Origin of the sequence: Vibrio alfacsensis (genome assembly GCF_019670485.1) — a bacterium.
Classification (GTDB): Bacteria; Pseudomonadota; Gammaproteobacteria; order Enterobacterales; family Vibrionaceae; genus Vibrio; species Vibrio alfacsensis.
This window is the reverse complement of sequence record NZ_AP024165.1, coordinates 2,846,901-2,860,990: the sequence shown is the minus strand read 5'-3', so window position 1 is coordinate 2,860,990 and position 14,090 is coordinate 2,846,901. Positions and strand designations below refer to the sequence as shown.

At 46.4% G+C, this 14,090-nt stretch carries 15 protein-coding genes; 7 read left to right on the top strand and 8 right to left on the bottom strand.

Features of this window, described 5'->3' with window-relative positions; genetic code table 11:
- Positions 1-18 precede the first annotated feature (18 nt).
- Positions 19-1,476 (top strand): succinylglutamate-semialdehyde dehydrogenase, encoded by a 1,458-nt coding sequence (astD, locus tag VA249_RS13180; RefSeq protein WP_221068239.1) that lies wholly within the window; start codon positions 19-21, stop codon positions 1,474-1,476.
- 261 nt (positions 1,477-1,737) lie between these two features.
- Positions 1,738-2,532 (top strand): DUF1338 domain-containing protein, encoded by a 795-nt coding sequence (locus tag VA249_RS13175; RefSeq protein WP_221068238.1) that lies wholly within the window; start codon positions 1,738-1,740, stop codon positions 2,530-2,532.
- 101 nt (positions 2,533-2,633) lie between these two features.
- On the opposite strand, the gene crp is transcribed toward VA249_RS13175, so the two are convergent.
- From crp to VA249_RS13145, 6 genes are all read right to left on the bottom strand, one after another.
- Positions 2,634-3,266 (bottom strand): cAMP-activated global transcriptional regulator CRP, encoded by a 633-nt coding sequence (crp, locus tag VA249_RS13170; protein WP_005381432.1) that lies wholly within the window; start codon positions 3,264-3,266, stop codon positions 2,634-2,636.
- A gap of 239 nt (positions 3,267-3,505) precedes the next feature.
- Positions 3,506-4,375 (bottom strand): phosphoribulokinase, encoded by an 870-nt coding sequence (locus VA249_RS13165; RefSeq protein ID WP_128812224.1) that lies wholly within the window; start codon positions 4,373-4,375, stop codon positions 3,506-3,508.
- A gap of 127 nt (positions 4,376-4,502) precedes the next feature.
- Positions 4,503-4,715, bottom strand: coding sequence for a YheU family protein (locus VA249_RS13160; RefSeq protein ID WP_128809983.1), 213 nt, complete (start codon positions 4,713-4,715; stop codon positions 4,503-4,505).
- Between the two features lie 48 nt (positions 4,716-4,763).
- Positions 4,764-5,765 carry a hydrolase gene (locus tag VA249_RS13155; protein ID WP_128809984.1) on the bottom strand — a complete coding sequence of 334 codons (1,002 nt, stop codon included), beginning with the start codon at positions 5,763-5,765 and terminating at the stop codon, positions 4,764-4,766.
- 100 nt (positions 5,766-5,865) lie between these two features.
- Positions 5,866-6,345: a TIGR02444 family protein gene (locus VA249_RS13150; protein WP_128809985.1), complete on the bottom strand. Its 480-nt coding sequence runs from the start codon at positions 6,343-6,345 to the stop codon at positions 5,866-5,868.
- Positions 6,342-8,261, bottom strand: coding sequence for an ABC transporter ATP-binding protein (locus VA249_RS13145; RefSeq protein WP_211915837.1), 1,920 nt, complete (start codon positions 8,259-8,261; stop codon positions 6,342-6,344). Before VA249_RS13145 ends, VA249_RS13150 begins: the two co-directional genes overlap by 4 nt.
- Before the next feature lie 167 nt (positions 8,262-8,428).
- On the opposite strand from VA249_RS13145, the gene kefG reads away from it, so the two are divergent.
- From kefG to VA249_RS13120, 5 genes are all read left to right on the top strand, one after another.
- Complete coding sequence (gene kefG, locus VA249_RS13140; RefSeq protein WP_221069954.1) at positions 8,429-9,016, top strand: glutathione-regulated potassium-efflux system ancillary protein KefG; 588 nt, start codon at positions 8,429-8,431, stop codon at positions 9,014-9,016.
- Positions 9,000-10,796 (top strand): glutathione-regulated potassium-efflux system protein KefB, encoded by a 1,797-nt coding sequence (gene kefB / locus VA249_RS13135; RefSeq protein ID WP_221068237.1) that lies wholly within the window; start codon positions 9,000-9,002, stop codon positions 10,794-10,796. The genes kefG and kefB overlap by 17 nt, the downstream gene beginning before the upstream one ends.
- A 35-nt stretch (positions 10,797-10,831) precedes the next feature.
- Entirely contained in the window at positions 10,832-11,032 is a 201-nt protein-coding gene (locus VA249_RS13130; protein ID WP_128809989.1) for a YheV family putative zinc ribbon protein, read from the top strand.
- A gap of 88 nt (positions 11,033-11,120) precedes the next feature.
- Positions 11,121-11,696, top strand: a complete 576-nt coding sequence (gene slyD, locus VA249_RS13125) for a peptidylprolyl isomerase (RefSeq protein ID WP_211915840.1) — start codon at positions 11,121-11,123, stop codon at positions 11,694-11,696.
- Between the two features lie 145 nt (positions 11,697-11,841).
- Complete coding sequence (locus tag VA249_RS13120; RefSeq protein WP_221068236.1) at positions 11,842-12,783, top strand: isoaspartyl peptidase/L-asparaginase family protein; 942 nt, start codon at positions 11,842-11,844, stop codon at positions 12,781-12,783.
- 88 nt (positions 12,784-12,871) lie between these two features.
- On the opposite strand, the gene VA249_RS13115 is transcribed toward VA249_RS13120, so the two are convergent.
- Positions 12,872-13,099 (bottom strand): SlyX family protein, encoded by a 228-nt coding sequence (locus VA249_RS13115; RefSeq protein WP_128809992.1) that lies wholly within the window; start codon positions 13,097-13,099, stop codon positions 12,872-12,874.
- Complete coding sequence (locus tag VA249_RS13110) at positions 13,096-14,082, bottom strand: WD40 repeat domain-containing protein (protein ID WP_221068235.1); 987 nt, start codon at positions 14,080-14,082, stop codon at positions 13,096-13,098. The genes VA249_RS13115 and VA249_RS13110 overlap by 4 nt, the downstream gene beginning before the upstream one ends.
- Between the last annotated feature and the right edge of the window lie 8 nt (positions 14,083-14,090).

Here is a 14,090-nt window from a genome sequence, read left to right as displayed (position 1 = left end):
ATTTTAAGGATAGAAACAATGACGCATTGGATTGCAGGTGAGTGGGTACAAGGTCAAGGAGAAGCCCTAACGTCTTTATCTCCATATAATCAAGAAGTGATTTGGCAAGGCAAAGGTGCAACCGCAGAACAAGTGAATCAAGCGGTAGATGCGGCACGTGAAGCGTTTGTTGAGTGGAAAAAACGCCCATTCGCAGAGCGTGAAGCGATCGTTTTGGCTTTTGCTGAAAAAGTAAAAGAGAACAGCGAAACCATCGCCGAAGTTATCGCTAAAGAAACGGGTAAGCCGATTTGGGAAACTCGCACTGAAGCGGCGGCAATGGCCGGAAAAATCGCCATTTCTATCCGCGCCTACCATGACCGAACAGGAGAGGCGACCCGTGAAGCTGCGGGCAACCAAATTGTATTGCGTCATCGCCCACTAGGTGTGATGGCGGTATTCGGTCCTTATAACTTTCCAGGTCACCTACCAAATGGTCACATCGTGCCTGCATTGCTTGCGGGTAACACCGTTGTATTCAAGCCATCTGAACAAACCCCGTGGACAGGTGAACTCGCAATGAAACTGTGGGAAGAAGTTGGTCTACCAAAAGGTGTGATTAACCTAGTCCAAGGCGCGAAAGAAACGGGTATTGCTCTTGCCGATGCTAAAGGTATTGATGGTGTGTTGTTTACCGGGAGCGCAAACACAGGGCACGTCTTGCATCGTCAATTCGCGGGTCAGCCAGATAAGATGTTGGCGCTTGAAATGGGCGGTAACAACCCGATGGTTATCTCGGATAACTACGGTGATCTAGATGCGACAGTTTACACCATCATTCAATCGGCATTCATTAGTGCAGGCCAACGCTGTACCTGTGCACGCCGTCTGTATATCCCGTTTGGTGACAAAGGCGATGCCGTGATCACGAAGCTGGTGGAAGCGACACGCAATATTCGTGTAGACCAACCTTTTGCAGAGCCTGCGCCATTCATGGGACCACAAATTTCGGTTGCGGCAGCCAAGTTAATTTTGGATGCACAAGCGAACTTACAAGCACTGGGTGGCGAAAGCTTGATTGAAGCAAAAGCAGGTGAAGCGGCGTTTGTTTCTCCGGGGATCATCGATGTGACGAACATTGCGGAGTTACCAGATGAAGAGTACTTCGGCCCACTGCTGCAAGTTGTACGCTACGAAGGGTTAGAAAAAGCGGTTGAGTTAGCCAACGATACGCGATTTGGTCTATCCGCAGGTCTCGTTTCAACTGACGACCAAGAGTGGGACTACTTCGTTGATCATATCAGAGCTGGCATCGTGAACCGTAATCGCCAATTAACGGGAGCAAGTGGTGATGCTCCGTTTGGCGGCCCTGGTGCGTCAGGTAATCTACGTCCAAGTGCTTATTATGCAGCGGACTACTGTGCGTACCCAATGGCATCAATGGAGGGACAAGAAACGATCTTACCTGCAACATTGAGCCCGGGTGTTAGCTTGTAATCAAGTATACGAAGCGGTGACAAAGTATTACTGCTTCTATCGGCCAGAGCTATTTACCTCATTAGAATTCAGGTAAGCGCTGGCAAACGCCAAAGGTGAGCTTAAGACTTTCCAGAGCGTGTTGACTGACTGGCACTTAATGCCACACATACCGTCACAGGTTGATGACCACTCGTTCTTAATTCTGGACAGCCTTTCGGCTGTGAACGAGTGGTCAACTTCTTCTACCTATAACTGAACATTTCGTAACAAGGAGTTGTTATGACGCCCGACCTGCTATTTGAATCGCTGTGGAAAGACTATATTCAACGTCTTTGCCCATCTGCTGCTAAAGTGCATCAACTTCTACAAGAAGATGAACCTCTTATTAATGACCATATTGCGCTGCGTACGTTTAATGTCGCTCCTCTAGGCATTGAAACGTTGGCGAAGCCATTCCTAGCGGTGGGTTACAAAGCCTGTGGTGACTACGTATTTGAAAGCAAAAAGCTGGTGGCAAAACATTTTGAGCATCCAGATCCGAAACAACCAAAAGTCTTCATCAGTGAATTGAAAGTGGATGAGTGCTCACCAGAGCTACAAGGCATTGTTCATAAACTGGTAGAGCAGGTTGATGCTTCTAAACTGACCGGCAGTGACTTTTTGTACGGCGGACGTTTGTGGGACCTTAGCTATGCTGACTTCCAAATTTTAGCGAAAGAGAGTGAATACGCTTCTTGGCTAGCGGCTCATGGTTACGGAGCTAACCACTTTACAGTGAGTGTCAATCAGCTTAATCAGTATGAAGAAGTGAAGCAGGTGAATGACTATTTGCGAGAAGCAGGCTTTATCATTAACGAAAATGGTGGTGAAGTAAAAGGCACTCCAGAAGTACTTTTAGAGCAGTCTTCTACCATGGCAGATAAAGTCCCGGTCACATTCATGGATGGGGCACAAGTCATCCCTGGTGGTTTCTATGAATTTGCGAAACGTTACCCGATGGAAAGCGGCGAACTGTACTCGGGGTTTGTTGCGGCATCAGCAGACAAAATCTTTGAGAGCACGGACAGTAAATAACACGAATCCAAGTAAAGAAAAAGCCACCCGAGGGTGGCTTTATAATTTGAACGTTATTTCGATGAGAAGTTAGTTAATGAATAAACTAACTGATTAAGAAATTAACGAGTCCCGTATACAACGATAGTTTTACCGTGTGCAGAGATTAGGTTTTGTTCTTCTAGCATTTTCAAGATACGACCAACGGTTTCACGAGAACAGCCAACAATTTGACCGATTTCTTGACGAGTGATCTTGATTTGCATGCCGTCTGGGTGAGTCATCGCATCTGGTTGTTTAGCTAGGTTCAGAAGAGTCTGAGCGATACGACCAGTTACGTCTAGGAACGCTAGGTCACCTACTTTTTGGCTAGTAACTTGAAGACGACGAGCCATCTGCGCAGAAAGGCGCATAAGGATATCTGGGTTTACTTGGATAAGTTGACGGAACTTCTTGAAAGAAATTTCTGCCACTTCACAAGGAGATTTAGCACGAACCCAAGCTGTACGCTCTTGGTCTTCTTCGAATAGGCCAAGCTCACCAATGAAGTCACCTTGGTTTAGGTAAGAAAGGATCATCTCCTTACCTTCTTCGTCCTTGATAAGAACCGCAACAGAACCTTTAACGATGTAGTACAAAGTTTCTGCTTTTTCGCCCGCGTGAATTAGCGTGCTTTTTGATGGGTACTTATGAATGTGACAGTGTGAAAGAAACCATTCTAATGTTGGGTCGGTTTGAGGTTTACCTAGAACCATAATATCTCACTTCCTCTGCAGGGTACGCTTGCGCTATCCATATTTTAGCTCAGCCTGAATTGGCCTACTAGAATAAGAGCACTTTTTCTATGCTGCAAGCTCTCTTATGTTTCGGTTAGAAATAGTATCCTTTTTCTAAAACGATTTCTTGATTTTAATCGTGCCATGGCGGAGATTTTGTAAGCAAAACTGTGCACATGATCACGGTATGAAAAGTAAACACCTTAATACGGACGTTTCTACCCGATTTTTCCCGTTTCGATGAGTTGTTGCAGTATTGGCCTAACAATGAGCTCCATAGCAAAGCTCATTTTACCACCAGGCACCACAATGGTGTTATGGCGTGACATAAATGAGCCATCAATCATCGCCAATAGGTACGGGAAGTCGACATTCTTAATTCCGCGCAGGCGAATCACAACGAAACTTTCATCTAGGCTTGGGATCCCTTTTGCGTTTAGCGGGTTGGATGTGTCCACCGTCGGTACGCGCTGGAAGTTGATGTGAGTGCGAGAAAATTGTGGGGTAATGTAGTTTAAGTAGTCGTCCATAGAACGCACAATGGAGTCCATTACAGCCTCACGTGAGTGTCCGCGATCACGGGTGTCACGGACGAATTTTTGAATCCATTCCAAGTTTACGATAGGGACCATGCCAATCAAAAAATCGACATGTTGAGCAACGTCTACTTCGCCATCCACCACGCCGCCATGCAACCCCTCATAGAACAAGACGTCACTGTTTTCGGGTAAGTCTTGCCACGGTGTGAAAGTGCCAGGCATTTGATTGTAAGGCACCGCCTCATCAAAGGTGTGCAGGTATCGGCGTACGCTGCCCGTGCCCTCTGCACCAAATTGGCGGAAAAATGATTCTAGGCCGGGAAAGTCATTGGCTTGAGGACCAAAGTAGCTGATGTGCTTGCCTTGCTCTCGAGCTTTGCGGATTTCGACATCCATTTCTGGACGAGTAAAACGGTGAAAGCTATCACCCTCCACCCATGCAGGTTTGATGTTCATCATATTGAACATCTTACGGAAAGCTTCGGATGTAGTTGTAGTGCCGGCACCGGACGAACCAGTAACCGCAATGATTGGATGTTTCGCTGACATGACAAACCTTGTCGAAAAATACTTACCTGTAATGTGCAGCATACGAATATGCTGCACGGTCGAAATCCCACTATAGCATGTAACAAGCCGTTGTCATCGAGAGGGATTCAGCAAAAATGTGAGAGGTCTAAAACTTTGCTTTTAGCTGTATATCAACCGTTTCATGAAGCTCTGAAAAGACGATGACTGCTTCGCCTTTCTCTAGTTGCAGCTTCACTTGTTCGATTTTGTCTTGTAACGAAATTTCTACCGCACCATAGTCTGTCCCCTCACGGAGAACGAATTCACGGATCAGGTTTTCTAGTGTATCTGGCGCGATGTCTTGCCATGGAATGATCATAAATACCTCAAACTTTTATGACGGTTAGGGCTATTTGCCTCAGTTAGTTTACAAGGTTCGTGATGCGGATACAGCAGAAAGGTACTCGGAAGAGATGCTTTCATAATAGGCCGGCAAGGCCTCTTCTAACCAAAACTTAGGTTTTAAGGCGGTCCCAGTTAGAAAACCCACATGCCCACCATGCTCATACAGGCGATAATCAATATTGTCAGGCAGTACAAACTTTGGAATGACATCGTCGGTCATAAAGGGATCATCTTTTGCGTGAATGATCAGTGTCGGTAAAGTGATTTGTTGCAGCTTACTGAGGCCAGAGCACTGTTCATAATAATCTTGAGCATCCTTAAACCCATGCAGAGGCGCCGTGATGAGATCATCAAATTCATATAAGCGAGTGACTCGTTTGATCGAGCTGTAAGAAAGGGCAAGCTCACCTTGGATCAAATCATGCTTTTGTAGCGCATTACGTTTGAGTGAGGAAAGCAAGTAACGTTTGTAAACTTTAGAAAAGCCTTGCTCAATACGATTGGCACATGCAGCCAAATCTAACGGTGCAGATACGATGGTCGCGGCACTTAAAATTGGGTCGTCTTTGTATTGTGCCAAGTAGTTTGCCAGCATGTTGCCACCAAGAGAAATGCCAACCGCAACTTTTGGGTTGTTTGGAAACTGTTTATTTAGATATTCTAGGAAGAAGCGAGCATCCGTGACTTCGCCTGAATGGTAAGCTCGTGCTTTTTTATTCGGTTTTCCACTACAGCCACGAAAGTGCATCATGACAGACAGCCATCCTGACCGAGAAAATGCATTCATCAGCCCATTTGCATAGGGGCTATAAAAACATCCCTCTAAGCCATGGAACAAAACGAAGATAGGCTTGTTTTGGCTCATATCCATGCGTTCAGACCATGCTAAATCAAGAAAGTCCCCATCAGGCGTATCGAGAGTCTGCCAAACGGGTGTAAACAAGGCTTTTTTACGAATGAATCGTGGTAATAAGGTTTGAAGGTGTGGGTTCTTAATCCCAGCTGCTGCGAAAAATTGTGTCATACCTAACTGCTCTTATATGGTCCTTCGTATTCGCTGAAGAACTTATTAATATAATTCTTTATAGCTTTAGTATAGATATATTGCGGGGTTATGGGCGATATTATAGGGGATGGTTATCAGGAAATGGCATTGAAAACGCGTGTTGTAGGTGCTCCCCCCCAAGTTGACGGCAGTATCTTAGTGTCAGTGGTTCACCATCGTTATTCACCAGTGTAAGAGAATTAATACAATCCACAAGATCCGATTGTTGCTGCTTTTCTAGCTGTAACTCAAACTGTAATGCTTCACGATACAAAGCATCATTGACTTGTAATTTGAGGTGGCGACGTAATTCGCGATAAGAGCTGAGGAGCGTTTCACTGCGCATTATGCAGCCTTGAAGGATTGGCCAATCTTGTTCTAGGAAAATGACCTGCTGCTCATCAAGCCATTTGAGCAGCAGTAATAAGTTCACGTTACCGTGGTAGTTGTTCTGCAATGATAAGCACGCTTCTTTCACTTCGCGGACACCATAAAATTGCAGGCTGAACTGCCAAAGGTGTTCTAAGGTAAGAGTGAATTCTACGTGCTTGTTTGTCATTGATTAAACTCTAGCTCCATCTGCTCGAGTGTTTCTTGGGCAGACATCCATTCCATTTCCACTTCTTCAAGCTCTGATTTGCTCGATGCTTGAAGTGCCAATACTTCGTTAAGTCTAGCTTTATTTTCGGCTTCATACAGAGAGTTATCGACTAATTGTTCTTCTGCTCTCGCCAACGCCTCGCCTAACTTATCCATTTTATTCTCTAACTGTGTCAGCGTTTTGCGAATTGGCGCCGTTTGTTTACGGAATTCTGCTTCGCGTCGCTTTTGCTCTTTTTTTGCCGCCGCGCTATTGGCTCCATCTTTCACCGGTTGTGACGCTTGGGCTTCTTTTCGCTCGGCTTTTTGTTGCTCTGTCAGCCATTTGTAGTAATCGTTCAAATCGCCATCGAACGGGGCAACTTGACGATCGTGGACTAGGTATAAGTCATCGGTTGTCGCACGTAATAGGTAACGGTCGTGCGAAACAATCACCATCGCACCTTCAAAAGTTTGCAGTGCCATGGTCAGTGCTTGGCGCATGTCCAAGTCCAAGTGGTTGGTTGGTTCGTCGAGTAGCAATAGGTTTGGTTTTTGCCATACGATTAACGCCAGTACCAAGCGTGCTTTTTCACCTCCTGAAAACGGTGCAACTTTCTCAAGTGCTTTATCGCCTTGGAAACCAAAGCTACCTAGGTAGTCTCGCAATTGCTGTTCCGTTTGGTCTGGCGCAATTTGCATCATGTGTTGCAGCGGCGTTTCTTCTGGGTGCAAAGTTTCCAATTGATGTTGAGCAAAGTAACCGATCTTTACGCCTTGCGAGTAAGTCAGATCACCACCTTGTGCTTTAAGCTCGCCAGAAAGCAGCTTGATCAAGGTTGATTTACCAGCGCCGTTGCGGCCAAGTAGGCCGATACGACTGCCCGGTACTAAGTTAAGGCGGATCTTTTCTAGGATCAGATTATCACCGTAGCCGGCTGATACTTCATCCATCATCATGATTGGGTTTGGTAATGCCGTTGGCTCGCGGAATTCAAAGCTGAAAGGGTTATCGAATTGCGCAGGCAGCACTTTTTCCATACGTTCTAGCGCTTTTATGCGACTTTGGGCTTGGCGTGCTTTGGAAGCTTTGTAACGGAAACGGTCGATGTAGCTTTGCATGTGCGACATCTGCTTCTTCTGTTTCTCGAACATCGCTTGTTGCAATATCATCTTTTGCGCGCGCTGATTTTCGAATGATGAGTAGTTGCCGGTGTATTCGTTTAGCTGTTGATTTTCGATATGGATAATGCGGCCAACGATAGGATCTAAGAAATCACGGTCGTGCGAGATAAGGATTAGCGTACCTGGATAATTTTGTAACCAGCGCTCTAACCACATTACAGCATCCAAATCCAAGTGGTTGGTCGGTTCGTCGAGCAACAGTAGATCTGAGCGACATAATAGCGCTTGAGCTAAGTTAAGGCGCATACGCCAACCACCAGAAAACTGGGTAAGACTCCAACTCATTTGCTCTTGGCTAAAGCCCAGACCATCAAGCAGTTCGGCAGCGCGTGCGCGAATACTATAACCGCCAATGGTTTCAATCTTACCGTGGATCTCAGCAACCAGTGTGCCGTTGTCTTTCTCTTCGGCGATAGCCAGTTGAGCTTCAAGATCACGGAACTCACGATCACCATCAATCACGTATTCCAGTGCGCTGCGGTCGAGTGCTGGCGTTTCCTGTGCAACCCAAGCCAATTCCCAATGTTGAGGTTGGCTGAATGAGCCGGCATCAATGGACAGTTCATCTTTTAGTAATGCGAACAGGGTAGATTTACCGCAGCCATTTTTACCTACAAGACCCACTTTGTCGCCTGGGTGAATGGTTGCTGATGCTTGGTCTAAAAGAGGTTTACCGCCACGCAGTAACTGAATATCAGAGAAGGTAATCATAGGGTTTTAATTCACTTTGCGCAGTGCGCGTTTCTTAGTCATTTATCTCGCGATGAATAGTAGGGCTATTGGCAGGAAAAGTCGATCTCTGCGCTTTAATTGCATTATGCTATACAAAAAAGTATAACAATTTGATAACGGATAAAAATAAAGACAAGGACGACTATTTGGCTGTTTCAGCGCCTCTTCCCCCAAGAGTTCTGGTTATCTATGCTCATCCAGAGCCACAAAATTCGATTGCTAATCAAGTTATGATTAAAAAAATTCAATCGCTTGATCATGTCACGGTGCGCGATCTTTATGGTGCGTATCCCGATTTTTTTATTGATGTGAATTACGAGCATGCTCTGCTTAAGGAGCATGATGTGATCGTATTTCATCACCCTCTCTATATGTACTCTTGTCCGGCATTATTGAAAGAGTGGATGGATCGCGTATTAGGTAAAGGATTTGCATTCGGTGATGGTTGTGCATTAGAGGGCAAATATTGGCGTAGTGTCATTACCACTGGAGGCAAAGAAGATGCGTTTAGCCCTAAGGGCTACAACAAATATCCTCTTGAGCAAATTTTGCAACCGTTCGAGTTAACCGCAGCCCTGTGCCAAATGCACTGGATGGAACCTTTAGTGCTGTACTGGTCGCGCAATGTCTCGGACATCGAACGCTATCAACATGCAGAGCAATATCGTCAATGGCTGAATAATCCCTTGAGAGAGTGGGATGAGCAAGGAGGCCAGCATGGCGATAACCAGTGAGTTTCTTCAAAGTAGCGTGGTGTTTCTCTCTGCGGCGGTGATTGCTGTACCGATCGCGCAACGCCTTGGGCTTGGGTCTGTTCTTGGTTATCTGATCGCTGGAGTCCTAATTGGTCCTTGGGGGTTGGGCTTGATCAGTGATGTGGATGCCATTCTCCATTTTGCGGAACTCGGGGTCGTATTGTTGCTGTTCTTAATTGGATTGGAATTGAATCCTAAAAAACTGTGGCAAATGCGAGGGCCAATACTTGGCTTAGGCGGAGCGCAAGTCATTATAACCACCGCCGTGATTGGCAGTATTGTCAGTTTGTTTGGATTGAGCATACCAGTCAGTTTGGTTATCGGTATGGGGTTGGCGCTCTCGTCCACGGCAATTGCACTTAAAGTGATTGAAGAACAAGGGCAAACCGGTACTGAAACTGGGCAGTCTGGCTTTGCGGTATTGCTGTTTCAAGATATTGCAGTGATCCCTATGCTCGCCATGTTGCCGTTGTTGGCTGGTGGGCAAAGTGGTGGTGACTGGCTGGATGCTATTTTTGTGTTGGGCAGTGTGCTGGCTTTACTGGTCGGTGGTCATTTCCTGTTGCGTCCTCTGTTCCGATTTGTGGTGATGAGTGGTGTACGCGAGCTCTTTACTGTCGCAGCGTTGCTGGTGGTGCTTGGCATTTCTGTCGCCATGCAAAAACTCGGGCTTTCCATGGCGCTCGGCACATTTTTGGCGGGGGTGTTACTTGCTGAAAGTGAGTACCGTCATGAGCTCGAAATTGCGATTGAACCGTTCAAAGGTTTGCTGCTTGGCTTGTTTTTTATCGCCGTGGGTATGGCCGTCAACTTGGGGTTATTAGCACTTCAACCGCTGGCGATTATTGGTGCTGTAGTGGCTTTAGTCACGGTGAAAGGTTTGGTGCTGTATGTCTTAGCTCGTACTGCTCGAGTTCGTGCCAAGTCGCGCAGCCGTATGGCCGCGATTTTAAGTCAAGGGGGGGAGTTCGCTTTCGTTATCTTCACTGCAGCCAATCAAGAGGGGATCTTAAATAAAGAACAAGTGGCGTTCTTGCTGGTGGTGGTGAGTTTATCGATGGTGACCACACCGTTGTTGCTCATGGGGCAGAAGAAGTGGTTTGCACATACGCTCAATCAAGAAGAAGAGAGCGTGACTAGCAACGTGGTTGATCGCCGACCACGCGTGATCATTGCCGGTTTTGGTCGTTTTGGTCAGATTGTTGGGCGCTTGATGTACGCCAATAAGATCAAAGTGACGGTATTAGAGAGTGATGCTAGCCAGATCCACTTACTGCGTAAATACGGCTATAAAGTGTTTTATGGTGACGCGACTCAGATTGATCTTCTGCGAGCGGCGGGGGCTGACAAAGCAGAAGCGCTAGTGATCTGTACTGACTCTCCTGACGAAGTCATGGCAATCGTTGATATTTGTCGTGCTCATTTCCCAAAACTAAAGATCCTTGCACGTGCGCGTAGCCGTGTGGAAGCGTATCAATTAATGAATCATGGTGTGCAAAATTATTCGCGTGAAACCTTTTTAGGAGCGCTCGATCTTGGTCGCCAAGCGCTCGTGGAGTTAGGTATGCATCCGTATCAAGCAAAGCGGGCAGAAGCACATTTTCGAAAACTTGATAATGCTATGCTCAAGGACTTGTTGCCTCAGCATAGTGAAGATAAAGAACTCGCTCAGCGCTCAAAAGAAGCGCGTAAAGAATTAGAGGAAATTTTTGGTCGCGAAATGGAAAGCGATCAACAGTCACCCAATCATTGGAAGTAGTACCCGCAAAACATAGAGCGGGAGAGGGAATAGAGTTGAAAATTAAGAAACGTTTTATTGCAGGAGCAAATTGTCCGAAGTGCAGCCAACAAGACACATTACGTTGGTGGATCGAGAATAACATTGAGCTTGTGGAGTGTGTCGATTGTGATTATACCGAGCAGCGTAAGCCGCAATCTGTAGATAAAAATAAACACTCGCAGCAAGAAATGATCGGGATTTTTAAGCCAGAATAATTGAACTTCGATAATTGATCCCCATAATACTACCATCTTGGTACTTAACCCCATTCTGGTTAAGTCAATTAATCTCCCTGGAGTTAGCATGAAAATTGAAAAGAACGTTGTTGCAAGCCTTGCATACAAAGTAATGTTGGAAGACGGTGTTGTTGTTGACCAATCAACAGCTGACGCTCCTCTTGATTACCTACACGGCCATGACAACCTAATCACTGGTCTTGAAAAAGAGCTAGAAGGCAAAGTGGCAGGCGACAAGTTCTCTGTAACAGTATCTCCTGAAGAAGCTTACGGTGAGCACAACGACGAACTTGTTCAACGTGTTCCTGCAGACGTATTCCAAGGCGTTGACCAAATTGAAGTTGGTATGCGTTTCCTAGCAGATACTGACCAAGGCCCAATCCCTGTAGAAGTAACTGAAGTAGACGGCGATGAAGTGGTTGTAGATGGTAACCACATGCTTGCTGGTCAAACACTAACATTTGAAGTAGAAGTAATGGCTACTCGTGAAGCAACCGCTGAAGAGATCGCACACGGTCACATTCACCAAGGTGGTGGTTGCTGTGGTGGTCACGACCACGATCACGAGGGCGGCTGTTGCGGCGGCGAAGAGAAAGGCGACGACCACGAATGTTGTGGCGGCGGCGGTTGCGGTTCTCACTAATCGCACGATCTTCACTAGATAACGCTATCTAGCAAAGTTTTAAAAAGCGCAAGTTGAGGTTTCAACTTGCGCTTTTTTCTTATCTGGGTGTAGTGCAATATATACACGGAACCACGGTTACAAGTAACAACAGTTGGACAAAGCGATGACGAAACCTTTCTCGATTGCCATTCACGGCGGCGCAGGAACCATCTTGCGTGAACAGATGAGCGATGAATTGCAACTATCTATCTTGGCGGATCTTGAGGCCGCAGTAAAAGCTGGCCACCAAATCTTAGCAAAAGGTGGTGAAGCCTTAGATGCGGTCGTGATGGCAGTAAAAGTGTTGGAAGACTCTCCCAACTTTAATGCTGGTAAAGGCTCTGTTCTGACACATAACGAGATGGTGGAAATGGACGCCTCTGTGATGGATGGGAAAAGCCAAGCCGCAGGTGCGGTTGCTGGTGTTCGTCATATTAAGAATCCAATTGAACTCGCCCGTGACGTGATGCGAAACAGCAACCATGTACTGTTGGTGGGCGAGGGGGCAGAGAAGTTTGCTTTTGAACAAGGTTATGAGTACACCGAGCAGGATTATTTTTTTACAGATCGCCGGTATGAACAGCTGCAGTCTATGCGTGAGAAAGGGGTGTTTGCGTTATCTGAATCTCGTTATCCGGATGACCGCAAGCATGGTACGGTCGGCGCAGTGGCGCTGGATCAACATGGTAATTTAGCTGCCGCAACCAGTACGGGGGGCGTAACCAATAAGAAGTACGGTCGAGTTGGAGACTCTGCTCTGATTGGTTGCGGCACAGTGGCAGAGAATGGTGTCGTAGCAGTATCAACCACTGGTGTCGGTGAGTTCTTTATTCGTAAGCGCGTGGCGGAAGATGTCGCAGCTCGTATACGTTACTTACAAGAAGACGTGCATACGGCGTGTGAGCATATCATTCAAGGTGAACTCAAAGTGATGGGGGGTGAGGGCGGTTTAATTGCTATTGATGCTCAAGGAGAGCTGCACTTTGCGATGAACAGCACCGGTATGTACCGAGCAGGTATTAATACGCAAGGTGAACTCAGTGTAAGCATTTACGCTGATGAGTAGTTTGGTCTGTGGCTAAATATTTTGACCGAGGCTAAAAACAATAAAGCCCAGAATGCGTTCTGGGCTTTATGTTATTGATATCTGCATTTTAGTAATGCGGTGGTGGTGTTTCTTCAGATGGATCGGCTAAATTCGACGAATCCATATTTTTCACTTTACCTACCACGTATTTCATCTGATCGAGCATCTTGGTGATTTGCAGTTGTTGCTGCGATAAGGCGCCGTTCAGATCTTCAATAGTTTGTTCTTGGAACGCAAGCTGACATTCTAAGTCATTGATGCGTGCTTCTAATTGCTGAATGAGTTTGTCTGTCATGATCCGTTCTCTAGCTGCCAAGCTTGGGCAATGCCCGCAGATGTGGCAGTAATTACACGTTGCTTGGAATCAAAGGCTGCATCATACACGACCGCGCGAGGAGGGCGAGTATCTTTTTTCGGCTCGACTTCAAATCCATCGACTCGCTTGCCCGTTTGGGTATTCCATACCATCACTCGGCCAGATGGCATCCCAGTAACCAGTAAATCGCCATCATCAGAGAATCGTGCGGTAGAGAAAATTAACTGGCGCGACCAACTACTGAGCTGAGCCACCTCTTCCCCCGTATCTAAATCCCAAATAATGGCTTGGTTGCCCGCATCGGAAGTCATGGCTAATTTCCCATCTCGTTGCAACGCGACTCTTACCACACGTTGGTCATGCTCAAAGGTCCGCATCACTAATCCGCTTTCTGTATCCCATAGGTAAGCCTTGTAATCATTTCCCCCCGTCAGTGCAAAGCGCCCATTAGGGGAGATAGCCACAGAATTGACTTTTTCTTGGTGAGCAAGGAACTCCAATCTTCGTCCGGTGACTAAGTTGACATGTATTGCTTTTCCATTGGAAAGACCCAGTAACACTTGCTCACCATTCGCAGTAATGTCAACGTCACGAATAAGTGCATCTGAGATTGACCATAATCCCGTGGCTTGTGTCCACCCCAGATCCCAAACGGCGAAATTGACTTGGCTTGCTGTTACAGCATATCGACCGTTGTCAGAAATGCGAATATGAGAAACCACACTGGCGTCTTGATCGAGCTCCCCTAGCTTTGCAAGCTGCTTGTTTTGTTCTAAATCCCACAATACCAAATGGTGTTCTTTGGAGTAGAGTAAAGCAAAGCGGGCATCTCTACTGAGAGCAAAGCTGGTGGAGCCTTGAGGTTCAAGTGGCCATCGTTGAACATCGTGATGGGTAAAAAAGCATCCATTTAACGCAGTGATGACAACTAAATGTAGGAATAAATGAGAAATTCTTTGCATTACATCTA